Origin of the sequence: Ruegeria sp. MALMAid1280 (assembly GCF_049195285.1) — a bacterium.
Lineage (GTDB): Bacteria > Pseudomonadota > Alphaproteobacteria > Rhodobacterales > Rhodobacteraceae > Ruegeria.
This window is the reverse complement of record NZ_JBMIRT010000038.1, coordinates 97,272-122,210: the sequence shown is the minus strand read 5'-3', so window position 1 is coordinate 122,210 and position 24,939 is coordinate 97,272. Positions and strand designations below refer to the sequence as shown.

The window sequence follows — 24,939 nt, the reverse complement described above, 5'->3', positions numbered from 1 at the left end:
TCGTCGCCCCCGCACTCGGCGTCGCAGCAGCCGCCGCAGGCCTCGCAGCCGCAGGCGGCGGCGGTTCCTCAAACAGCACAACCACAACCAGCACCGTCAGTACAAACTAAACCCATAAAAACAAATCATAAAAAACGCGCCCCTCACAAAACGGAAAACGGGCGCGTTTTTCTAGTTGTTGTAATACGTTTCAGCGTAGCTGCCGTACGAATACCCGTAATGCCGCGCACCGCGCACATTGATCTGACCTAGAATAAGACCGGTCAGGCGCTGATTGTCGGTTTGGAACAGGCGCATCGTTTCGGTCAGATCCTGTTCGGACGTGTCGTTCCATTTGACGGTCAACAGCACCGCATCCGCATTGCGCGCAATCAGGCGCGCGTCCGACACCAGCAGGGTCGGCGGCGTGTCGATCAGGATAACGTGATATTGCTGGCGCATATCCTCGAGAAACAGCCTGAACCGTTCCGATGCAAACAGGTCCGCCGCATTGGCCGAGGTCTTCTCGCCGGCCAGAATGTCACAGCCCAGCAGCGGGTCCTGAAAAATGGCCTCGTGCGCGGTTGCGTCCCCGGCCAGAACCGAAACAATCCCGCTCTGGGGCGCACCCTGCAATTGTGCCGTCATGGTCAGGCGTCGAATATCTCCCTCGACCAGCAGGACCTTTTTGCCGATCCCGACAAAGTTCTGCGCCAGCGCCAGCGCGTTCGTTGTCTTGCCTTCGCCCGGCAATGAAGAGGTGATCACCACCACCTGCGGCGGGCGGTCCACGTTGGACAACATCAGCGAGGTACGCAGGTTGCGCACCGCCTCAGCCGTGGCGGATGAGGGCTTTTCAGCGAGATACTCCAGCACCTTGCGGCGTCCGCGCGCGGGAAAGACGGGAATCTGACCCAGAACGCTGTACCCGGTCTTGCGCTCCAGCTCCTGCGCCGAGCGATAGCCTTTGCGCCGGGCCTCGGCCAGCAACACGATACCGGCCCCCAGCATCAGGCCCAGAATGGCCGAAAGGGCAAGGATCAAGGGCTTTTTCGGCTCGGACGGCTCGCCGGGTATCACGGCGCGCGACAATTGTCGGCTGTCCGCTTTCTGGATGCCTTCCTGCGCCGATGTCTCTTTCAGCCGGGCCAGGAAATATTCGTAGAGCAGCCGAACGGCCTCGGCCTCGCGGACCAGCTGCTGCAGCGTGATCAGATCCGCGTTCTGCTGCGCGATCTTCTGGCCCAGTTCTTCGGCTGACAGCGTCAGCGCCTTAACCTGTTGCGTCGCCCGCCGGGCTTCGAGCGCGGTTCGCGCAACCAAGCGCTGAAAGGCAGTGTCAAAGGCGGCCTCACCGGTGTCGGAGCTGTCGATCTGGCCAAGCAGACGTTGCAGTTGCGGGTCCTGGCTGACCTCGGCCCGCGCCGCGCGGCTGTCGGCGGCGCTCAAGGCCTCATACCGGGTTTGTGCCGCGGCGCGGGTCGCCTCGGCCGAGGTGCTGCGTTCGCGCAGATCCTTCAGCTGTACTTCCTGCAATTGCAGCGCTTCAGGAGAGATCAGCGCGGTTGTCGAATTGAAGTCGTTGACCTTCGCTTCGGCGGTTTCCAGATCGATCTGCAACTCGGCCACACGATCGGTCAGCCAGGCGGTCGCCTGTTCGGTGGCCTCGAATTTCACTTCGATCTGGTTCAGGACGTAAAGCTCGACAATGGTGTCCGCGATCAGGGCCGATTTGCGCGCCGATTCCGTCTCGGCCGTCACCTCGAACACCAGGCTTTGCGGCACGTTGCGCACCGATACATTTTCAAGCAGCGCGGTAATCACATCGTCCCGGATCAGCTGCTTGGCCAGATCCTCGGGGATCAGTCCCGCGTCGGGATTGGCGCCAAACAGGGATTGGATAAACTGCTTGACCCCTTCCAGCGCCGAGACGGGCACGAGCTTTTCGTTGAACTCCGGGTCCGAGACGAGGTCCAGCCTGTCGACAACCTTGCCCATCAGACCGCGGGACCGCAGCACTTCAAGCTCGGAATTGACCTCGGCGGTGTCACCGGCCAGGCCGCCCACGACGCTTTGCAGGTCGATCACGCTGGCCTGCTCGGTTTCCAGCATGACCACGGCCGAGGATTTGTAGATCGGGACGGCAGCGACAAAGGCATAGAAGGCTCCGACCAGAATGGCGAGGGTGGTGGCCAGGCCAATGATCCACTTGCCACGCCACAGCGTTGCCACCAATGCGCTCAGGTCGATGACGTCATCTTGCGGCGCGTCATTTGCCGGGGACCGGTTCGTTTTGAACTGCGCGTCGTGTATCGGAGACTGCTTCATATCAAATATATGATCCCAAAGGTCAGACACACGCCAAACGCGTGTGCCGCTGCTCTCTACACTGTCACAAAGCAAGAATAAAGGTCCGTGCGCCCGGTTACCGCCCGGTTCTGAGAACCACCGCCGAAGCGGTCAGGAAGATGATCCTGACGTCGCTGAGAAAGCTGCACCGGGTCAGGTAGGCGGCATCCAGCGACACCCGTTCGGCGTAGCTGATATCGTTGCGCCCCGAGATCTGCCACAGCCCGGTGATCCCCGGTTTCTGCGCCAGATAGGCCGAAGCGGAACTGCCGTATTTGACCAGTTCGATGGCCACAACAGGGCGCGGGCCGACAAAGCTCATCTCGCCCTTCAGCACGTTCCAGACTTGCGGCAGCTCGTCCAGCTGGTCTTGCGCAGGATATGCCCCAACCGGTTGATGCGCGGATCGTCGGTCAGTTTATGGTCGCGCTCCCACTCGGCCGCAGCTTCGGGATTGGCGTCCAGATAAGCATGAAGGCGCGTTTCGGCATCCACCACCATACTGCGAATCTTCCAGCATTTGAACGACTTGGCGTTTTTGCCCACGCGGGTATGACCGAAAAATCCCGGACCGCCGTCAAGGCGTACAATGCACCAAAGCAGGGCAATGACCGGCGCAACGACCGGTAGAAGCAGCAAGGCAAACACGATGTCAAAAGCCCGCTTGCCCGGACCCGGATACAGCCCTGATGGTACCGCATCCGGAGCTGGCTGGTCCGCAGGCCTGTTTTGTGAAGCCGTGGAAGAGGCAAAATCCAACATCGCAAAATTACCCTGAGATCTGAGCGCAGCTGTTACCGCTTAAACAAGCGATCAAACGGCGTCCCGGATAAACCCGCGATGTAAAAAACTTAAGATGGAAAATATATCCTCGGTTGGATTTATTCCGCATCTGCACAATTGTTGCCCGGGTGCCGCAGTTTTCCGGCAAAAGTAAAACTCGCACTCCACCGAAATACAATCAATGGTTGAGTGATGCAAACCCAATTTGGACTTTCCGGCCGGGTCCCAATGGCAAGGCTGTGATACGCGTTCCCACGCCGTTGACGGTCGCAGGACGGGGGTGTCCAATAATCGGTCAAAGGTGCTGCGACTTGATCGAACGTCCTGTGGAAGCGCATGAAAAAATTGACTGAACAGTAAAAAAATGCTGCCATCCCGCCACACAGGAGAGAGATATGACCAAAAGAACATTAACGCGCAGAGTGCTGCTGGCCGCGGTCGCAGCGGTATCAACATTGTATTCCGCCGGGTTGGCGGCGGCAGAAACAGTCAAGGTGGCTGCGATTTACACGTTGCCGGTGGAACAGCAATGGATCAGCCGCATCCACAAGGCCCTGAATACGGCGGCCGAGCGGGGCGACATTGAATACGTGTTCTCGGAAAATGTCGCCAACACCGATTATGAACGCGTAATGCGCGAATATGCCGAACAGGGCGCGCAACTGATCGTGGGCGAGGTCTTCGGTCTGGAACGCGCCGCCCGCAAGGTGGCGAAGGATTATCCCGATACGGCGTTTCTGATGGGATCGTCTTTTGGTCCGGTGGCGCCCAATTTCTCGGTCTTTGACAACTGGATTCACGAACCGTCCTACCTGACCGGCATGGTGGCCGGAGCCGCGACGGAATCGAACGTGATCGGCATGGTCGGCGGTTACGCCATCCCCGAGGTCAATCGGTTGATGAACGCCTTCATGGACGGCGCGCGCGAGGTGAACCCGGACGTCACCTTCCTCGTGACCTTTATCGACAGCTGGTATGACCCGCCCAAGGCCAAGGAAAGCGCCATCGCGATGATGGATGCGGGGGCGGACATCATGTATGCGGAACGCTTTGGCGTATCGGACGCGGCCGTTGAGCGCGGCGTCAAGGCCGTGGGCAATGTCATCGACACATCGGGCGATTATCCGGGCACGATCATGGCCTCGGCCCTGTGGCATATGGAGCCGACCATCGACAAGGCGATCGCCAATGTCGCGAGCGGTTCATTCGAGGCCGCGGATTACGGCCAGTACAGCTTTATGGGCTATGGCGGCGGCTCGATGGTTCTGGATGAGGAGCTGGTTCCGGCTGATGTGCTCGAAGCGGTGAACGCGCGCCAGGCCGAGATTCTGGACGGTCTGTTTCGCGTGAACGTCAACGATGACCGGCCGGTCTCGGACAACTGATCGTACTCGGGCCGGTCCCTGCGCCGGCCCGCTTTCCTCATGACCACAGTTCTCAAGCTCAACGGGCTGAGCAAGCATTTCGGCCCGGTCATCGCCAATGACGATGTCAGCCTGACCCTGAACAAGGGTGAGGTTCTGGCATTGCTGGGCGAAAACGGCGCCGGCAAGACGACGCTGATGAATATGCTGTTCGGGCATTATTTGCCCGATTCAGGGTCTATTGAAGTCGCTGACGAGGCGGGTGCTTTGCAGCCGCTGCCGTTGGGCCATCCACAGGTGGCGCTGGCTGCGGGCGTCGGTATGGTGCACCAGCATTTCACACTGGCCGAGAATATCTCGGCTTTGGACAATATCACACTGGGGGCCGAACCCTTGTTCGCCCTGCGCCGCAACCGGCGCGCCGCGCGGCGCAAGGTCGAACAGATCATCGCCCAAAGCGGCCTGACCGCACCGCTGGATGCGCCCGTCGGACGGCTGTCGGTGGGGGAGAGGCAACGGGTCGAAATCCTCAAGGCGCTCTATCGGCAGGCGCGGATTCTGGTGCTGGACGAACCCACCGCCGTGCTGACCCCGCAAGAGGCCGACACGCTGTTCGAAAACATCCGCATGATGACGGCCGAGGGGCTGTCGGTCATTTTCATCAGCCACAAACTGCGCGAGGTTCTGGCCTTTTCCGACCGCATCGCGGTGCTGCGCCATGGCCGGAAAGTGGGTGAGATGGCGACCTCGGACGCGGATGAAAAATCCATCGCCCGGATGATGGTCGGGGCGGATACGCCGGACCTGGCAGGTACCGCGATGGCGCCGGGCGCCCCGGTTCTGGCCCTGTCGGGCGTGTCGGTCGCGGGCCGGTCCAACCGCGATACGCTCAGCGGCGTTGATCTGACGGTGCACGCGCATGAAATCCTCGGGATTGCCGGGGTGTCGGGTAACGGGCAGAGCGGTTTGGCCAACGTTATTTCCGGTCTGGTGCGGCCAACTCAGGGTCTAATACAGGTGAACGGCGTCGAAATCAGCGCCCCCAGCCCCGCTGCGATGGTGCGGGCGGGCGTTGGCCGTATTCCCGAAGACCGCCACCACGAAGGTATCGTGGGCGCAATGAGCGTGGCCGAGAACATGATCATCGAGCGGCTGGATAACAGCGACGTGCAATCGCGGGGCCTGCTGCGGCGCGAGGCCATTGCGGATAATGCCGAGCGACTGGCCAAGGCCTATGACGTGCGCGGACCGGGCGTTGAGGCCCCCGCGCGGCTTTTGTCCGGCGGCAATATCCAGAAACTCATCCTGGCGCGCGTGTTCGACCGGTCACCAAGCCTGATTCTGGCCAACCAGCCGACCCGCGGGCTGGATATGGGCGCCGCGGCCGAGGTCGGGCGACGTTTGCTGGAGGCACGCGAAAGGGGCGCGGGTGTGGTGCTGATTTCCGAGGATCTCGATGAAATTCTGGGCCTTGCTGACCGCATCGTGGTGATCCGCGATGGTGAGTTGCACGAAGCCCCCAGCCGCGACCGGGAACAGATCGGGCTGATGATGGCAGGAGAACCGGCATGATCCGCATCGAACCGCGCCAGACCCAGTCGCGTGCCTTTACGCTGGGCGTGCCCATCCTGTCCGCTGTCATTGCGCTGGGTTTGGCTGCCATTCCGCTGCTGGCCGCTGGGGCCAATCCGATAGCAGCCTATGCCGAGATGTTTCGCGGCGTGTTTGGCTCTGTTTTTGCCTTTTCCGAGGTGCTGACCCGCGCCACGCCGCTGATCTTCACCGGCCTTGCTGCTGCCTTGGCCTTCCGCGCCAGGCTGTGGAACATCGGGGCTGAGGGGCAGCTGTATCTTGGGGCGATGGCTGCCGTGGCCATCGGGTCAGGTATGCTGGATGTGTCCGGTATCCTGTTGCTGCCGGTGATCGTCCTGCTGGGCGCGGCGGCGGGGGCGGCGGGGATGGTCGCCCCCACTTATCTGAAAACCCGCTTTGGTGCCGACGAAGTGGTGACCACGCTGCTGCTGAATTTCATCATCCTGATCTTCGTGCAGATGATGCTGGAAGGGCCGCTGCAGGACCCGATGAGCCTGGGCTGGCCGCAATCCGCTCCGGTTCTGGATCAGGGCATGTTGCCGACGCTGATGGAGCGGATGCGGGTGCATTCGGGGCTGATTGTGGCTCTGATACTGGCCGGATTGGCGCAATTCATGCTGGCGCGTTCGGTCTGGGGGTTCCGGTTGCGGGCGGTGGGCGAGAACGCCGCCGCTGCGCGCCATGCGGGGATCAATGTGAACCGGTCGCTGTTCGGGGTGGCCATCCTGTCGGGCGGGCTGGCTGGTCTGGCCGGCGTCAGCGAGGTCGCCGGGTTGAAGGGCTATCTGACCGCCGACCTGTCGCCCGGCTTTGGTTATACCGGTATCGTGGTGGCGATGCTGGCGGGTTTGTCACCGGTGGGCGTGGTGATCGCGGCGCTGTTCATCGCGTCCGTTTTCGTGGGCGCCGACAGCATGAGCCGCGCCATGGGCGTATCCTCATTCCTGGCCGATCTGGTGGTGTCGGTCTCGCTGCTTTGCGTGCTGGTCGGCGGGTTCTTTGCCCGCTACCGCATCGTCAGGGCCAGCACCACGAGGGCGGCGTCATGATGGATATCCTGAACATCCTGCTGTCCGAAAGCTTCTGGGCTGCCTCCCTGCGCATCGCAACACCGCTGATCTTTGGTGTGTTGGGCGCGCTGATCTGCGAACGGGCGGGCGTGCTGAACCTCGGGATCGAGGGGATTTTCGTCGTCGGTGCCATGTGCGGCTGGATGGCAGTCTGGCTGGGCGCGGGCCTGTGGGGCGGAGTGCTGGTTGCCGCGCTGGCCGGAGCGTTCTTTGGCCTGCTGCACGCGATTCTCACGGTGCCCTTGGGGCTGTCTCAGCATGTCTCGGGGCTGGGGATTACGCTGTTTGCCACCTCGGTCAGTTACTACACCTATCGAACGGCGCTGCCGAACGTATCCTCGCCGCCCCGGATCGAGCCGTTTCAGCCGCTGGATTTGCCCGTTCTGTCCAATTTGCCCTTTTTAGGGTCTGTTATATTCCAGCAAACTGCTCTGACATGGCTGGCGCTGCTGATGGTGGCAGTGGTCTGGTACGTGATGAACCGCACCGCGCTGGGCGTGTCGATCAAGGCCGTCGGAGACAATCCGGACAGTGTCGATGCGCAGGGCCTGTCGGTCTATGGGCTGCGGATCGGGGCCATCGTTGCGGGCTCGGCCCTGATGGCGCTGGGCGGGGCCTTCCTGACCATGAGCGCCTTTGACGCGTTTTTCTTCGGCATGGTGAACGGGCGCGGCTGGGTTTGCATCGCGCTGGTGATCTTTGCCAGCTGGCGCCCCGGCAAGGCGTTGCTGGGGGCGTTGCTGTTTGGTGCCTTCGACGCGTTGCAGGTGCGGTTGCAGACCGAGATGGGCGCGCTGGTTCCCGGTCAGGTGTTCCTGATGGCGCCCTATATCCTGTCGATCATCGCGCTTGTCGTTGCGGCGCGGTCGGCGGATTATCCGCGCGCATTGCTTACCCCCTGGTTCAAAGGCCAACGATAGGAGCCGCCATGTTTGATCTGATCGTCAAGAATGCCACCCTGCCCGATGGCCATACTGGCGTGGATATCGCCTGTGCCAACGGCCAGATTGCCGCCGTTGAGGCCGGGATCACCGCCGCAGCGGGTGAGGTGATCGATGCCGAGGGGCAGTTGGTTTCCCCTCCTTTTGTTGATCCGCATTTTCATATGGATGCGACTCTATCACTGGGAAATCCGCGGATGAATGTCTCGGGTACGTTGTTGGAAGGCATCGCCCTGTGGGGGGAGCTTAAGCCGATCCAGACGGTCGATGACATCGTCGCCCGCGCCCTGCGCTATTGCGAACTGGCGGTCGCCAAGGGGATCGGCGCGATCCGCAGCCATGTGGACACTTGCGATGATGAGCTGAAGGGCGTGCAGGCCCTGTTGCAGGTGCGCGAGCAGGTCAAAGATTACCTGGACCTGCAACTGGTCGCCTTCCCGCAGGATGGCGTGTTGCGCGACCCGACCGCGATGCAGAACACCCTCCGCGCGCTGGATATGGGTGTGGATGTGGTGGGCGGCATCCCGCATTTCGAACGCACCATGGCCGACGGGGCGGAATCCGTGCGCCTGCTGTGTGAAATCGCCGCCGAGCGCGGGCTGATGGTCGATATGCATTGCGACGAAAGCGACGATCCGCAAAGCCGCCATATCGAGACTCTGGCCTATGAAACCCAACGTTTGGGTCTGAATGGCCGGGTTGCGGGGTCGCATCTTACTTCGATGCATTCGATGGACAATTACTATGTCTCGAAACTGATCCCGCTGATGGTCGAGGCCGGGGTACACGCGATCCCGAACCCTCTGATCAACATCATGCTGCAAGGCCGCCACGACAGCTATCCCAAACGTCGTGGCCAGACCCGTGTGCGTGAGTTGCGCGATGCCGGGGTCACCGTGGGCTTTGGCTCGGATTGCATGATGGACTCGTGGTATTCACTGGGCAAGGCCGACATGCTGGACGTGGCCTTCATGGGGCTGCATGTGGGGCAACTGTCCAGCCGCGCGGATATGGCGTGGTGCTTCGACGCGGTCACCGAAAACTCGGCCCGGATCATGGGGTTGCAGGGGTATGGCGTCGCCAAGGGCTGTGCCGCCAATTTCGTACTGCTGCAGGCCACCGACCGGATCGAAGCGATCCGGCTGCGCGCCCACCGGCTGGCCGTGGTGCGCAAAGGGCGCGTGGTTGCACGTTCAAATCCGGTCACCAGTGACCTGAGCTTGCCCACGGGGCAAAAAACACTGGACGAGGCGCGGGTGCCGTTTGTCTGATCCAGATCGGGTGCCGCAGGTTTCCTTCGGGTCGCCGCGCTTATGTTCAATCTATTGTTGCAACGATCAAAATGATCTGGATGATCGGTTGCACCACGGTCGCAAAAAGCGGCTGGCCGCCGACATGACGGCGCGAACAAAAAAACGGGGAGACTAAAATGATCCTAAGAAACCTGATGATTGCCGCCAGCGCCACTGCGTTGATGGCGGCGGGCGCATCGGCCGAGACCCTGCGCTGGGCGCGGGCGGGCGACTCGCTGACGCTGGACCCGCATGCCCAGAACGAAGGCCCGACCTCGGCGCTGGCGCATCAGATCATGGAAACTCTGGTGATGCGTGACCATTCCGGCGCGCTGGTGCCGTCGCTGGCCACCGAATGGACGCCGTCCGAGGAAAACCCGAATATCTGGGTGTTCAAGCTGCGCGAAGGCGTGACCTTCCACGACGGGGCCGAGTTCGACAGCGAAGACGTGGTGTTCTCGTTGAACCGGGCGATGACGCCGGATTCGGACTACAAGGAACTGCTGGCCTCGGTGAAAGAGGTGCGCGCGACAGACAAATACACCGTCGAGATCGAGACCGACGGTCCAAACCCGATCATGCCGAACAACCTGACCAACATGTTCATGATGGACAAGGGTTGGGCCGAAGCGAACAACGCTGTGAAAGTGCAGGACTATGAAGGCGGCGAAGACACGTTCGCGGCCAAGAATGCCAACGGCACCGGCCCCTACAAGGTGGTCAGCCGTGAGCCGGATGTGAAAACGGTTCTGGCTGCCTATGACGGCTACTGGGGCAAGGACGAGTTCCCGCTGGCCGTGACCGAGATCATCTATACCCCGATTCAGAACGCCGCCACCCGCGTTGCGGCCCTGTTATCGGGTGAGGTCGACTTCATTCAGGACGTCCCCGTGCAGGACCTCGAACGCGTTGCCGGCGCCGATGGTCTGGATGTGCGCACCGCGCCGCAGAACCGGGTGATCTTCTTTGGCCTGAACATGGGGGATGCCGATCTGGCCAATGACAATGTGGACGGCAAGAACCCCTTGTCCGATGTCCGCGTGCGTCAGGCCATGTCCAAAGCGATCAACCGCGATGCGATCAAGCAGGTCGTGATGCGCGGCCAATCGGCCCCGGCGGGCATGATTGCCCCGCCCTTCGTCAATGGCTGGGATGAGGGCATGGACAGCTCCTCGACCACCGATATCGAAGGCGCCAAGGCCCTGATGGCCGAGGCGGGGTATCCGGACGGCTTCACCATCCAGCTCGATTGCCCGAATGACCGTTACATCAACGATGAAGCGATCTGTCAGGCCACTGTCGGGATGCTGGCGCAGATCGGGATTACCGTGAACCTGGACGCCAAGCCCAAAGCGCAGCACTTCCCACTGATCAACAACCTGGAAACCGATTTCTACATGCTGGGCTGGGGCGTTCCGACCTACGATTCCGAATATATCTTCAACTTCCTGGCGCATACCAAGGGTGAGAAGTACGGCTCGTGGAACGGCACCCGCTACAGCAACCCGGAACTGGATGCCAAGATTCAAGGTCTGGCCTCGGAAACCAACCTGCCCGAACGCGACAAGCAGATCGCCGAGATCTGGCAGGTGGTTCAGGACGAACAGCTTTATATCCCGATCCACCATCAGGTGCTGAACTGGGGTATGAAGTCCAATGTAGGAACCGTGGTCGAGCCGGAAGACTCGCCCAAGATCAAGTACTTCACTCTGAACTAAAATATTCAGACCAGTGACTTGGCAGGGCGTGATCCTCGCGCCCTGCCTTTTGCGTTATCCTTCAACACCGCCCTTTTGCGGCAGACATAGGGAGATTTCGCCATGAACCTCAGACACAGTGCCATCGGTCTGATCCTGCTTGCCGCCACCGATACGCAGGCAGCCGAGTTCACATGGGCCTCGACCACCGATCCGCAGACGATGGACCCGCACGCGGTCAACTCGGCCCCGGTTCTGGGCTTTCTCAACAATGTCTACGAAGGGCTTGTCCGCCGCAACAAGGACATGCAGGTCGAACCGGCCCTGGCGGTCAGTTGGGAACCCATCGGCGAAGGTGACGGTTGGCGCTTCAAACTGCGTGAAGGCGTGACCTTCCATGACGGCAGCACATTCGATGCGCAGGACGTGCTGTTCAGCTATCAGCGCGCTTCGGGTGAGGCTGCCGATACCCGCAGCTGGTTTGCGCCGATCAGTGACGTGATCGTGGTCGATGACTACACCGTCGATTTCATGACAACTGCGCCGAACCCTCTGTTTCCGTCGTCGATTGCCAACTGGATGATCATGGATCAGGGCTGGACCGAGTCCAATGATGCCGCCGTCCCCGACAAGGAAACCGGCAATTTCGCCACGCTGAATGCAAACGGCACCGGCGCATTCAGGGTCACCGCGCGCGAGCCGGGCCTGCGTACTGTGTTAGAGCCGCATAACGGTTGGTGGGACGACGCCGAACACAACATCACCAGTGCCGAGTTCAATCCGATCCAGAACCCCGCCACCGCCGTTGCGGCGCTGTTGTCGGGGGATGTGGACATGATCAACCCGGTGCCCATTCAGGACGTCGCGCGCCTGCAGGGCAATGCCGACGTGAACGTCATTCAGGGCATCGAGGCCCGCGTGATCATGCTGGGTTTCGGTCATCAGGCCGAGGCGTTGAAATACACCGAAGATGCGGGCAAACCAAACCCGTTCCGCGACCCGCGCGTGCGCAAGGCCGTGGCGCAGGCGGTGAATGTCGATGCCATTCTGGCCACCATCATGCGGGGCAATGCCGAGGCGGCCTCGCAACTGGTGAGCCCGGCCATGAGCGGCTATTCCGCAGCCCATACCGACCGCCCGGCCTTTGGCGTTGACGCCGCCAAGGCGCTGCTGGCCGAGGCGGGTCATGCGGATGGCTTTTCCTTCGGTCTGAAATGCCCCAATGACCGTTATCTGAATGATGAGGCCGTCTGTCAGGCCGTGGTTTCCATGCTGGCCCAGATCGGACTTACCGCAGAGCTGGATGCCATGCCGGTCCGCAACTACTGGCCCGAGCTGCGTGAAGGCAATTACGACATGTACCTGCTGGGCTGGAGCCCCGGCACCTTTGATGCGGAACATCCGGTGCGGTTCCTTGTGGCCACACCGAACCAAGAGAAAAAGCTGGGCAGCTGGAATTTCGGGCGCTTTTCGAATGCACGCGTGGATGAGCTGTTGCCGATGATCCAATCCGAACTGGATGAGGTCAGGCGGCAGGCCATGCTGGATGAGGTGGCGGGGATCATTCAGGGCGAACAGGTCTATGTGCCGATGTATGTCGAACCCCTGGTTTGGGGAACGCGCAGCAATGTCGACGTGACCCAGCGGTCAGATAACTTCTTTCTGCTGCGTTGGGTGCGCGTGAACTGACGGAATCTCGCGTCTATCTGTTAGCGATAGCTTGACCATCTGAACAAAGGCATCCTAGGAAGACCGATCAACGAGGGAAACGCATGTTCGCATATATCGTCCGACGGATGTTCCAATCCGTTATCGTGCTGCTGGTCGTGGGGTTGGTGGCCTTTTCGATGTTCCGCTTTGTCGGTGATCCGATCGACAACATGCTGGGGCAGGAACGCACGCAGGCCGACATTGACCGGCTGCGCACCGAGCTTGGTCTGGATCAACCCTTTCCGGTTCAGTATTTCAAGTTCCTGAAAGGCGCGGTGCAGGGCGATTTCGGCGTCTCGTACCGTCAGGGGCGGCCGGTCTCGACGATCCTGGTCGAACGCGCGCCCGCCACGTTGGAACTGGCCTTTGTCTCGGGCTTTCTGGCCATCACTATGGGTATCGCGCTGGGCGTGTTTACGGCGATCCGACGACAAGGCATCGCCGCAAATGTCATCATGACCGTGTCGCTGCTTGGGGTGTCTCTGCCAACCTTCCTGATCGGGATATTGCTGATCTATGTCTTTTCCATTGAACTTGGCTGGCTGCCCAGTTTCGGTCGGGGTGAGACGGTGAAGATCGGCAACTGGTCTACCGGGTTCCTGACGGCTTCGGGGCTGAAGGCGCTGATCCTGCCGGCGATTACGCTGGGCCTCTATCAGATGACGCTGATCATGCGGCTTGTGCGGTCGGAAATGCTTGAGGTGATGCGGGCCGATTACGTCCGCTTTGCCCGCGCCCGAGGGCTGTCGGACCGGGTGATCAATTTCCGCCATGCGCTGAAGAATACGCTGGTGCCAGTGATTACCATTACGGGTCTGCAACTGGGGTCCATCATCGCATTCGCCATCATCACTGAAACGGTGTTCCAGTGGCCCGGTGTGGGCCTGCTGTTCATCAACGCCATCCAGTTCGTCGATATCCCCGTCATGGCCGCTTATCTGATGCTGATCTCGGTCATGTTCGTGACAATCAACCTGATTGTCGATCTTCTCTACTATGCCATTGACCCGCGCCTGCGTGTCGACGCGAGGGCCACATGACCGATACCATCGAAACCCCTCCACCCGCCCCCAAATCGCGTTTCGCCAAGTTCTGGGACAGCGATTTCGCGTGGTCGTTCCGGCATTCTCCGGTGGCCATCGTCGCGTCGGTCGTGGTGGTGATCCTTGTGCTGGCGGCCATCTTTGCGCCGTTGATCGCGCCCTATAACCCGTTCGACCCGGCGACGCTGAACCTGATGAACGGGTTCACCCCGCCGGGCACGCCGAACGCCTTTACGCAGGAAACCTTCCTGCTGGGCACTGACGATCAGGGGCGCGACGTGTTCTCGACCATTCTATACGGCCTGCGGATTTCGCTGTTCGTTGGCGCCTCGGCGGTGCTGCTGGCGATGATCATCGGCGTGATCCTGGGGCTGATGGCGGCATATTATGGCGGCTGGGTTGAAACAGTGATTATGCGGATCGCCGATGTGCAGCTGACCTTTCCGGCGATTCTGGTCGCCATGCTGATCTTTGGTATCGCCAAGGGGGTGACCCCGCCGGAATACCGCAATGCGATGGCCATCTATGTTCTGATCGTCGCCATTGCCCTGTCCGACTGGGTGCAGTTTGCCCGTGTCGTGCGCGGCGCGGCGCTGGTCGAGAAGAACAAGGAATACGTCCAGGCCGCCCGCCTGATCGGCCGCGGGTCTATCCCGATCATGTTCCGCCACATCCTGCCCAACGTGCTCAGCCCGGTTCTGGTGATCGCCACCATTTCCCTTGCGCTGGCGATCATTGCCGAGGCGACGCTGAGCTTTCTGGGTGTCGGCGCACCGCCTACCCAACCCTCATTGGGCACGCTGATCCGCATCGGGCAGGGTTTCCTGTTCTCGGGCGAGTGGTGGATTCTGTTCTTCCCGGCCTGCACCCTTCTGGCGCTGGCCCTGTCCGTAAACCTGCTGGGCGACTGGCTGCGCGACGCGCTGAACCCCAAGCTGCGGTGACTTCATGAGCCTTCTGACGATCAATGACCTGACGGTCGAATTCCCGACCCGCCGCAAACTGTTTACCGCTGTGGACCATGTGGACCTGTCGGTCGAGCCCGGCGAAATCCACGGTTTGGTCGGTGAATCCGGGGCCGGTAAATCCACCATCGGCGCCGCCATCATGGGCCTGCTGGACCGCCCCGGCCGCATCGCCAGCGGCATGATCAGGCTGAGCGGCGACCAGATCAGCGGTTTGGACGCCGAGGCGATGCGCGGGCTGCGCGGCAAGAAGATCTCGATGATCTTTCAGGACCCGCTGACCTCGCTGAACCCGCTGTTCACCGTGCGCGAGCAACTGGTTGAGACGATTCAGGCCCATCTGGGCGGGTCCGAGGCCGAGGCCAGCCAGCGCGCCCGTGATCTGATCGACCGTGTTGGAATCCCCGATCCGGACACGCGGCTGGACCAGTACCCGCACCAATTCTCGGGCGGGATGCGGCAGCGTGTGGTGATTGCACTGGCGCTGTGCACTGAGCCGGACGTGATCATCGCGGATGAACCGACCACGGCGCTGGACGTCTCGGTTCAGGCACAGATATTGGACCTGATCAAGGAACTGGCGCGCGAACGTCAGGTGGGTGTCATCCTGATTACCCACGATATGGGCGTGATCGCCGACACCACGGACAAGGTGACGGTGATGTATGCGGGCAAGGTGGTGGAAAGCGGGCCGACGTCTCAGGTCATGGGCCAGCCCAGCCATGAATACACCAAGTCGCTGATCGCCGCCGTCCCGCGCCCGACGCTGAAACTGCACCGCTTTCCGCAGATCAGCTATGGCGGGCGCGAGACCCGGTTCGCCATCGAAGACATGGCTCGCCACTGGCCGAAGGTGGACAATGACGCCAGCAAGCCGGTGTTCGAGATCCGCAACCTGACCAAGAAGTTCCTGCAAAAGCGCGGGCTGCTGCCGTGGGATCGCACCTATTTCACCGCCGTGGACGATGTCAGCTTTGACATCCGCGCCGGTGAGGTGTTTGGCGTGGTGGGCGAGTCCGGCTCGGGCAAGTCCACCGTCGCGCGGATGATTGCGGGGCTTTATCCGGTGGATGGCGGCACCATCACCTTTGAGGGGCAGGTGGTCAGTGACCTGACCAACCGCGCCGCGCTGGATGCCTATCGCAAGAACATCCAGATGATCTTTCAGGACCCGTATTCCTCGCTCAACCCGCGGATGCGGGTGGACGATATCGTGGCCGAACCGATCCGCCATCACCGGCTGATGGACGGCGCCGATATCAAGCGCCGTGTCGATGAGCTGTTGGATCAGGTGGGTTTGGGTCATGAGGCCGGGATGAAATACCCGCATGAGTTCTCAGGCGGCCAGCGTCAGCGGATTTCCATCGCCCGCGCGCTGGCCACACAGCCGCGCTTTCTGATCTGTGATGAGCCGACCAGCGCGCTGGACGTTTCGATTCAGGCGCAGATCCTGAACATCCTGAAGGATTTGCAGGAACATCTGGGCCTGACCCTGTTGTTCATCAGCCATGACCTGCCGGTGGTCCGCCAGATGTGTGACCGCGTCGCGGTGATGAAACAGGGCAAGGTGGTCGAGCTGCAAGAGACCAACGCGCTGTTCGCCCATCCGCAGACGGAATACGCCAGCGAATTGCTGCGCCTGATGCCACGGCTGGACGATCTGTCGACCGAAGGGCTAAGCGCCGAGGTCTGAGTTTCAGGCATATGAGCGTACATAAACATTAATTTCGTTAAGCATTGCAGACTCGGGCGGGTCTGCTGTGCTAGGTCTGACTCTGAAGTAAGGGGGCTTCAGAGGGGCGACATGTCTCAGGACCTTAGGGACTGGCTGGGCGCGCTTGGACTTTCCGAATACGCGCAAGCCTTTTTGGATAACAAAATTGATTTCGCAATTCTGCCCGACCTGACGGGCGAAGACCTGATCGAAATCGGAGTGACCGCTGTCGGAGATCGCCGCAGGCTGCTGCGCGCGATTGCCGAGCTTGAGATCGTTGAAACCGTTCAGCCCTATGAACCTGACACCCCGCCCGAGCCCGCCAAACGGCAGGTTACGGTGATGTTTGCCGACCTTACCGGCTTTACCCGCCTGACCAGCGAATTGGACGCCGAGGATATGCACGCGCTGCTGAACGCGTTTTTTGCCAAGGTCGATCACGTGGTCGAGAAATTCGGCGGCCGGATCGACAAGCATATCGGTGACGCGGTGATGGCCGTGTTCGGGGCGCCGATTTCCCACACCAACGATACCGAACGCGCGGCCCGTGCGGCGCTGGAAATCCACGCGGTGCTGCCCAGCCTTAACCCGCCGGTTTCCTGCCATATCGGTATTGCGTCGGGGCAGGTGATCGCCAGCACAACCGGCAGCCAGGCGCATACGGAATACACGGTGACCGGTGATGGCGTGAACCTGGCTTCGCGCATCACCGACATGGCCGTACCGGGCGAGACCTTTGTCTCACACGACATTCAGCGCGCGTTAGGGCCGCTTTTTGTCGGCGAGAGTATGGGTAAGAAGGACATCAAGGGTCTGAATGAACCGGTCGAGCTGTGGCGGCTGGACCGATTGGCACGCAACATCCGGTCGCGGCGGCACCGTTTTGTCGGGCGTGAGCGCGAGTTGTCGCTGTTCTCGGCCACATTCGACCGCTGCCAGCAGCATGGCAAAGGCGAGGTCCATATCGTTCTGGGGGAACCGGGGATCGGCAAGACCCACCTGTCGGAACAGGTGGCCGAAATGGCCGGTGGGCTTGGATACGCGATCCACAATGGCGTCGTGATGGATTTCGGCGCGCGTGAGGGACATTCGGCCATTCAATCCGTTGCCCGCAGCATTCTGGGGCTTGACGCCGCAGATGACGCGGCGACCTGCGCCGCGATGGCGCAGGAGGCGGTGGACAAGGGCTGGGTCTCGCCTTCGAACGCCACCCATCTGAACGCGCTGCTGGAGCTGGAGCAAGACCCGGGACTGGCCGAGGTCTATGCGGTGATGGACAATGCCACCCGTCAGCGCGGACGGCGGCAGGTGATTGATGAGTTGATTGCCGCGCGCAGCCGTGAAGCGCCGATGCTGATCCAGGTCGAGGATATCCACTGGGCCGCGCCGGATATTCTGACCGCTTGCGCCCATATCGCCGCCACCACGCGGGATTTGCCCTGTGTGTTGTTGATGACCAGCCGGGTCGAGGGTGACCCGATCAACCGTGAATGGCAGATGAGCACGGACGGCGCGCTGATCTCGAAACTGGAACTGGCGCCAATGGGCGAGGATCAGGCCCGGCAACTGGTCGAGGAGTTCACCGGCATCGACCCCGAGCTTCTGGACGCCTGCGTGCAGCGCGCCGGGGGTAATCCGCTGTTTCTGGAACAGCTCTTGCGCAATATCGACGTGCTGAAACGCGAATCCGTTCCCGGCAGCATACAGGGCATCGTGCAGTCGCGGCTGGATGCTCTGGACCGCTCCAGCCGTGCGGCGATTCAGGCGGCTTCGGTATTGGGTCAGCGGTTCTCGCCCGAGGTGTTGAACTTCATTCTGGGCGAGGGGCATCTGGATGTATCTACCCTAATCCGCTCGGCCCTGATCCGTGAGGCCGGGACCGATCTGATGTTTGCCCATGCGCTAATTCGCGACGGATCTTATGCGACGCTGGTCAAATCGGAACGCGCGCGGTTGCATCGTCAGGCCGCGAAATGGTTCGAGGACCGCGATGCCACCCTGCGGGCACAGCATCTGGACCGGGCGGGGGCAACCAACGCAGCGCAGGCCTATCTGGACGCCGCCGAGAACCTGATCCAGGCGTTTCAATTCGACGATGCCAGCCCGCTGATCGAACGGGCGTTGGAACTGCCCGCCCCATCCGGGGTGCGGTTCGATCTGTTCTGCGCCCGGGGTGAGACGCACCGCTTGCAAGGTTTGTCGGATGACGCCCTGCGCGAGTTCAAAGAGGCCGCAGATCTGGCCGAAACCGATGAACAGGTCAGCCGGGCCCATATCGGTCTGGCACAGGCGGCGCGGCAGGCCAGCCTGTATAAGGACGCGCTGCAAAGCCTCGATACGGCCGAAGAGGCGGCCGAGCGTTGCGGGTCCGAGCGCGACATCGCCCAGATCAACTATGTGCGCGGCAATGTCTACTTCCCGCTGGGCCGGGTCGAAGATGCGATGCAGAGCAACGAAAAGGCTCTAACACTGGCCAGAAAGCTGGAATCGGCCCGGTTGGAGGTCGGTGCGCTCAGCGGGTTTGGCGATGCCAATTTCATGAATGCGACGATGCAGACCGCCGCCGGGTTCTATACGCAGGCGGTCGAGCGGGCGCGCGAAAAGGGGCTGGTGCGGGATCTGGCGGCCAACCTGCACAACCTCAGCGTGGCGCGCAGCTATACCGGTGATGTGGCGCAGGGAAAGCGCGACGCGCAGGAGGCCATTGAGGTATCGCAGAAGTACTTTGCCTTTGTGCCCGAATGTGTGGCGCAGACCTGTCTGGGCGTGGCGCACACCTTTCTGGGCGAACTGGATCAGGCGCTTGAGACCTTCACCGTTTCCGCCGAGATCGCCAATCGCGTGGGCGCCAAACGGCTTGAGGCACAGGCGTTGGAGCATCTGGCCCGCACGCAGGTCTATGCAGGGCGATTGGATCAGGCGCGGGAAACCGGGCAGCACGCCGTGGACATCGCCTTGGAACATGGCCGCAACTTCGTGGGGCCCAAGGCGCTGTCGGCGCTGGCCATGGCGGAAACAGACCCTAACAAACAGGATCAGCACCTGAAACTGGGTGCTCAGATTATTGCCGAGGGGTGCGTGGGGCACAGCCATCTGCATTTCTATCCTGACGCCAGCGCCGTCATGCTGGCGCGTCGGGAATGGGACAAGGCCACGGAATACGCGGATGCTTTGGCCAAGTTCACCGCCGATGAACCCCTGCCGATGGTCGAACTGTCGATTCAGCATGCAAAGGTTCTGGCCGCGTGCGGCGGCTGGGGCATTCCAATGTCCGCGCATGAAGACTTCGAGGCGCTGGGCGCGCGGTTCGCCCAGATGGGCATCACGCAATCCCTGGTCGGCAGCTGGACCACGCACGAGAGGGGCTGAATGAGCATCGAAAAGAAGGTTTGGTGGATTTCCGGTGCCCTGACCTTTGGTCTGGCAGTGCTGCTGTTCAGGCTTCTGGTTGCGCTGAACCATTTCGAGGGCGATCCGACGCAATTGCCCGATCAGGCCTCGGTCGATGAGTATCTGCAAAAGCTGGGGAATGCGCCGGAATACAGAGTGAAAACCGGCATTTTCATCAAATCCTTCAGCTTTATCGGCGCCAGCGACGTGCATGTCAGCGGTTATATCTGGCAGCACTACGAAGACGGCATCCATGATGCGATCAAACCCGCCGAGGGCGAGGTCGGGTTCATCCTGCCCGAGGCCACCGATGCCGCGAATGGTCTGATCGAAGAGGTCTATCGCATGGATCAGGACGGGTCGGAACTGATCGGCTGGTATTTCGAACAGACCTTACGGCAGAGCTTTGATTACACCAGCTATCCGTTCGACCACAAAACCGTCTGGGTCCGGTTCTGGCCCGGCGAGTTTGATGTGAATGTGGCTCTAATACCGGACTTTTCGGCCTATCCGGCCACTGGCCCGGAAGATATCTTCGGCATCGATCCCAGTATCGTCATGGGCACGTGGGAGCGGGAAAACACCTATTTCGACTATCGCCTGTCAGATCTGGATACCACGCTGGGTATCGGTGAAAACGAGTTCCAGACCAACCAACCGGAACTGCACTATAACTTCGTCATCAAGCGGAATTTCGGGAATGCCTTCATCGTCCACATGATCCCGCTGATCGTGGTGACGATGTTGCTGTTCGGCGCGGTGATGACCGTCACCCGCCTCCCCAATCTGGTCGAACGGCATGATTTCAGCACCTCCAGCGTGATTGGCACCTGCTCGGTCCTGTTCTTCGTGATCCTGTTGGCCCATGTGCAACTGCGCGAAGGCTTTGCCGGTTCGCCGGTGATCTACATGGAGTCGTTCTTTTTCCTGATGTATTTCCTGCTGCTGGCGGTCTCGATCAACACCTATCTGTTCGCGTCCGAGGCAGTGCCCTCACTGCGGTTCATCCACTACAAGGACAACTTGTATCCCAAGGCCGCATTCTGGCCCTTCGTTCTGCTGTGTATGGTGGGGATCACGGCCTACAACCTCAGCTTCAAGGCTGACCCGGACGATGAGGCCGTGATCGAGATGCAGAACTAGGCCGGGGGCTGATACCCCGGCTTGGGCGTGCCCGTGGCCATATCCAGCGTGTATTCGGCGACGATACCGGCTGTGCCTTGCTCCCATTGATCCAGATACTTGTTGGGATGCGCGATCACATAGGTATAGGCAGGTTTTTTCACGCCGTTGATCAGCACCTTGATCCGCTTGCGCACATAGACATTCTCGGGCGCGTTGGGACCGTGATAGCCTTCCAGCTTGTCCAGCTCTTTCATCCCGCTGGATGAGACGCGGTAGACCTCGCCTTTCACCGCTTTGCCACGGCCTTTCTGGTCGACCAGCGTGGCCATGCGGTGCAGGAAACCGCAGTTGGGATTGTCGCAATGCGGCTCGTGCGGGACGATCAGGGGCATTCGCTGGCGGGTTATGGCCTCGCCCACGAAATCATCCAGCACCTCGGTATGGGCGTCATGATTGGGGAACCCTTTCTTGAGCGAGCCATAGGTGAAATACAGATAGGTCTTTTCCCGGCCCTCGATCAGATCGCTTTCGTCCTCTTCCTCCAGCTCGGTCAGGGTGTGGGTATTGGCCCAGTCGTCCAGCATCTCGACGATCTCTTCCGAGAGCTTGTGGCCCCTGGTGTTGTTGGGGTTCTGCAGGAAGTGAATGCAGGAACTGGCGTCGATCCCGTCGGCGTCCAGCAGGATTTCCACCATCTCGACCGAGTTGTTCATCACCGCCACATGCAGGCTGGTAAAGCCGTGATCGTTGGTGGCGTTGACGTTGATACCCCGGTCGATCAGCGCCTGCGCGGCCTCAAGGTCGGGCTTGCCCAGATCCACACCGCCTTCGTTCATCTCGCCTTCGCCACCTGCTGCGTAATGCAGCAGCGTGTCACCGTTGCTGTCATCGACGATATCGATCCCGGCCATGCCATTGTCGATGGCCTGGAACACCCGGCCCCATCGCGCGATATCATCCGAGGCGGCGGCCTCTTGCGCCCATTTGCAGATATTGTGCTCCTGATCGGCCAGTTCCTCGAAGGCTTCGTCCAGCACCTCCATGATCTGGTCCGGGGTCGCCATCATGCCGATCCCCATCATGCCGTTGGACAGCCGCCCCTTGCGCGGGCCGACCAGGTCGATGCCCAGATCACGCAGCTTTTCCACATTCCGCTGGGTGGTGACGTTGTTCCACATATTGGTGTTGCAGGCGGGGCAGAGGATCGCCGGTTTGTTCCGGTACTGCCAGGCCACAAAGACCGAGGTCAGCAGGTTGTCGGCAATCCCGTTGGCGATCTTGCCCATCGAGTTGCAGGTCACCGGAGCGACAATTACGCAATCAGCCCAATCGCACAACGCCAGATGCGAGGCGCGCAGGGGCATTCCGAATTCGATATAGCGGAAATTCCATTCGTCATCGTCGCGGTAATAGTCATTGTGGGTGATGCATTTCTCGATCCGCTCGGTGCCGAAATCGCGAAAGAACTTCTCGGCCGAAACCGAGGGGATCAGTTTCACGTTGTGACCGGCCGCGGTGATCCGCTCCACCAGTTCCGGCACCTTGTCCGCCGCCGAGGACCCGCAGGCACATAACAGCACATTGCGCTTTTCGGTGGGGGCATCGGTCAGCCCGCCCTTGGGATAGCCAAAGATGTTCTTGTCCAGGCTGGGGGATTCATGGCGCAGCAGAACCGGCAGCCCGGCCTCGCGCACGCGTTCCTGCAAATGCCCTTTCAGGATCATGTCGACAATATCGGTGCGTCGGCCCAGGCATTCGCCCTGAAAGAACAGATAGGGTGCTTTTTCCTTGCCCGTCAGCACGTTCAGCTGCCGCCGCATCTTCATCACAGTGGCCCCGTGGCCTTCGATGTCGATCAGCCTGACGCTGGTGATGCCGATATTGGCCAGAATACTGCGCAGCATGTAGGACCACGGGTCCTCATCCGCGTAGAACATGACGATCGGGTGGCGCGCCACGATGCGGGCGACGTCGGTCGGGTCTTCGGGCGGCTCGTGTTCCTCGATCACCAGCATCGCCGGGTTCTTCAGGTCGCGCAGGCCGCGGAAGATATGCCCGCGCGGCGCCTGCCAGACCTGCGAGGTGGCGGGGCTCATGTCTACCACGGTCACCAGATCGCCGTCCTCATCATAGGCGATGCAAAGGCACCAGAACTCTTCCAGCAGGGCGGTCTCGCGATACACGTTCTCGGGCGGGCGGATGACTTCGAACCCCAGCACGCGGTTGAAGTCGATATTGATCATCAGGTGCCGGTCCTGGTCTTCGTTCAGGCTGCGCAGCTTGTCGCGGAACCAATCCTCGGGCGCTTTGTCCTCAGCGCCCGTGCGGGTGGAATAGCCGTGGAAGGTGCTGCCCAGATGCACGTCCGGCGACTGGCTGAGATAGCGCTGCGCCAGCGCGTGCATCTCTTTCGCCGTGGACACCCGGCTGAGCGCGTCGGTGAAGTTGGTTTGCGTGGCGATCAGCAGCTTGTCTTCATCGACCTGCGCATCCCCCAGAATCGCAAGGCTTTCGGCCAGCACCCCCAGCGAGTTCATGTTCGGGCTGGCCCGCCGGAACAGGTTGCGCCGTTTCTTGGGGTCTTTGGCCAGATATTGCGTGCTGTCGACATAGTTGCAGTCCTGCTGCAGCGTCTGCAGGTTGGTCTTCACCGCCTCGCGCGCGGAAAACCGCAGGATGCCCCGCGACCGCATCGAGGTTCCGTCGCGGTCCGACATCCCGGCCCAGATACGATCCACCGTAGTCACCCACAGCTTGCCGTATTTTTCCGGGTGCACGTCCATCATATGCACCAGCCCGGTGCTGGGGTTGCATTTGGCGATGATGGCGAAATGCCCGCCTGGCATGTTCGGTTTGCCATGGGCAACGCCGACCTGGAAATTCGCCACCAGAATGTCGTTGTCGCCGCCCAGTCGGTTGGATTCGTCAATCGCCTCCAGCAACAACTCGACCGAGGTGGTGGCCTCATCCATGAAATAGGCCTGAACCTGCACTTTCTCGCGCAGCCCCTGCGAGTGAATGAAGGTGCAGGCAACGTCATAGAGCTCGCCCAGCGATATGCCGTCATTCACCACGAACGAGGTCGGCAGGCCGCATTCTCGGAAGATGTCGTTGACCTCGCAGCTGAACCCCAGCGCCGACATGCTCAGCGCCGCCGCCGTGACGCTGCAGCAATTGATCGGTTGCTGGAAGTTCTGCAGATGCACGCTGACCAGATCGCCGAACAATGTGTCGTAACAGGTCTCACGCACCTTGGTCGGAATTTCAAACCAGTGGTTGCTGGACAGATAAGCCAGTTTAGTGCCGGGCGTGGCCAGCGCCTCGAGGCTGACGGGGATGTCAAAGATCTCAAGATGCTCTTCGTAGAAATAGTCGCCGGTATCGGCAGTGGCCAGAACCACCCCGTCCTGCCGCAACTGTACCTCGCCGCCCAGCACAACATACATGCCCTGTGAGGGCAGCACCGTTTCCTCGGCCAGTTCGAAACATTCGAAATGCGGCCTGATGGCGGCCGGATCATCCGCAGGCAGGATGTCCTGTATCAATGCCCATTCGGGTTCGGTTGGAGCAAAGGAAATGGTGTTTTCAATCGGGTCCTTAGGCACGTCTGTTCCCCCCTGAACTTAGCCGTGAAACGCTTGAAAGAACCAACGCTGTGTCTTGTGCCCAAGTCAGGCCGCAGCGGTCACACGGAATTTCATGACCGACCCGACGGGCGTTCTGCGCTGGCCGGGCCGCGCGGACGCAGGAAATTGTGCGAACAAATAGGCCCAATTGGCCGTACCGTAGCTTATTTGGACACAAAAATCACGGATGTTGTTGATTTGATTGTGCGAGTTCCAAGGCCCGGCCGTAAGCCAGCCCACTTGTTATGCCCTCCTTTCCCTGCCCCGATGTCGCAGAGCCTTATCTGCTGGTTCCAGC

The 24,939-nt window shown here is 60.9% G+C and carries 14 protein-coding genes and 1 pseudogene; 12 read left to right on the top strand and 3 right to left on the bottom strand.

The features are described from left to right. Positions 1-171: 171 nt before the first annotated feature. A complete protein-coding gene (locus ACOQFT_RS05380; RefSeq protein WP_421597013.1) occupies positions 172-2,307 on the bottom strand; it encodes a GumC family protein in 2,136 nt (711 codons plus the stop codon). A 97-nt stretch (positions 2,308-2,404) separates the two neighbouring features. Then, positions 2,405-3,090, bottom strand: a pseudogene (locus tag ACOQFT_RS05375) (sugar transferase). Positions 3,091-3,506: 416 nt separating this feature from the next. Between ACOQFT_RS05375 and ACOQFT_RS05370 the strand changes: the two are divergent. The 12 genes from ACOQFT_RS05370 to ACOQFT_RS05315 all read left to right on the top strand — a co-directional run bounded on the left by ACOQFT_RS05370 (position 3,507) and on the right by ACOQFT_RS05315 (position 21,033). Next, positions 3,507-4,496, top strand: a complete 990-nt coding sequence (locus ACOQFT_RS05370; RefSeq protein ID WP_421597012.1) for a BMP family protein — start codon at positions 3,507-3,509, stop codon at positions 4,494-4,496. A gap of 39 nt (positions 4,497-4,535) precedes the next feature. Further along, positions 4,536-6,047, top strand: a complete 1,512-nt coding sequence (locus ACOQFT_RS05365; RefSeq protein ID WP_421597011.1) for an ABC transporter ATP-binding protein — start codon at positions 4,536-4,538, stop codon at positions 6,045-6,047. After that, positions 6,044-7,117, top strand: coding sequence for an ABC transporter permease (locus ACOQFT_RS05360; RefSeq protein WP_421597010.1), 1,074 nt, complete (start codon positions 6,044-6,046; stop codon positions 7,115-7,117). Before ACOQFT_RS05365 ends, ACOQFT_RS05360 begins: the two co-directional genes overlap by 4 nt. Next, a complete protein-coding gene (locus ACOQFT_RS05355) occupies positions 7,117-8,058 on the top strand; it encodes an ABC transporter permease (RefSeq protein WP_421597022.1) in 942 nt (313 codons plus the stop codon). Before ACOQFT_RS05360 ends, ACOQFT_RS05355 begins: the two co-directional genes overlap by 1 nt. A gap of 8 nt (positions 8,059-8,066) precedes the next feature. Beyond that, positions 8,067-9,350, top strand: coding sequence for an amidohydrolase family protein (locus ACOQFT_RS05350; RefSeq protein ID WP_421597009.1), 1,284 nt, complete (start codon positions 8,067-8,069; stop codon positions 9,348-9,350). A gap of 158 nt (positions 9,351-9,508) precedes the next feature. Further along, positions 9,509-11,089: an ABC transporter substrate-binding protein gene (locus ACOQFT_RS05345; RefSeq protein ID WP_421597008.1), complete on the top strand. Its 1,581-nt coding sequence runs from the start codon at positions 9,509-9,511 to the stop codon at positions 11,087-11,089. A 102-nt stretch (positions 11,090-11,191) separates the two neighbouring features. Continuing rightward, the gene (locus tag ACOQFT_RS05340; protein WP_421597007.1) at positions 11,192-12,757 is read left to right on the top strand and encodes an ABC transporter substrate-binding protein; all 1,566 of its coding nucleotides are present in this window, start codon (positions 11,192-11,194) and stop codon (positions 12,755-12,757) included. Between the two features lie 83 nt (positions 12,758-12,840). Further along, the gene (locus ACOQFT_RS05335) at positions 12,841-13,818 is read left to right on the top strand and encodes an ABC transporter permease (protein WP_421597006.1); all 978 of its coding nucleotides are present in this window, start codon (positions 12,841-12,843) and stop codon (positions 13,816-13,818) included. Next, positions 13,815-14,765: an ABC transporter permease gene (locus tag ACOQFT_RS05330; RefSeq protein ID WP_421597005.1), complete on the top strand. Its 951-nt coding sequence runs from the start codon at positions 13,815-13,817 to the stop codon at positions 14,763-14,765. The genes ACOQFT_RS05335 and ACOQFT_RS05330 overlap by 4 nt, the downstream gene beginning before the upstream one ends. Before the next feature lie 4 nt (positions 14,766-14,769). Continuing rightward, positions 14,770-16,479: an ABC transporter ATP-binding protein gene (locus ACOQFT_RS05325; RefSeq protein ID WP_421597004.1), complete on the top strand. Its 1,710-nt coding sequence runs from the start codon at positions 14,770-14,772 to the stop codon at positions 16,477-16,479. A 111-nt stretch (positions 16,480-16,590) separates the two neighbouring features. Continuing rightward, positions 16,591-19,869: an adenylate/guanylate cyclase domain-containing protein gene (locus tag ACOQFT_RS05320; protein WP_421597003.1), complete on the top strand. Its 3,279-nt coding sequence runs from the start codon at positions 16,591-16,593 to the stop codon at positions 19,867-19,869. Next, complete coding sequence (locus tag ACOQFT_RS05315; protein WP_170405990.1) at positions 19,870-21,033, top strand: hypothetical protein; 1,164 nt, start codon at positions 19,870-19,872, stop codon at positions 21,031-21,033. Here the strand turns inward: ACOQFT_RS05315 and ACOQFT_RS05310 are convergent. Further along, positions 21,030-24,620, bottom strand: a complete 3,591-nt coding sequence (locus tag ACOQFT_RS05310) for a flavoprotein (RefSeq protein WP_421597002.1) — start codon at positions 24,618-24,620, stop codon at positions 21,030-21,032. The two genes, ACOQFT_RS05315 and ACOQFT_RS05310, sit on opposite strands and share 4 nt — an antisense overlap. Positions 24,621-24,939: the final 319 nt, after the last annotated feature.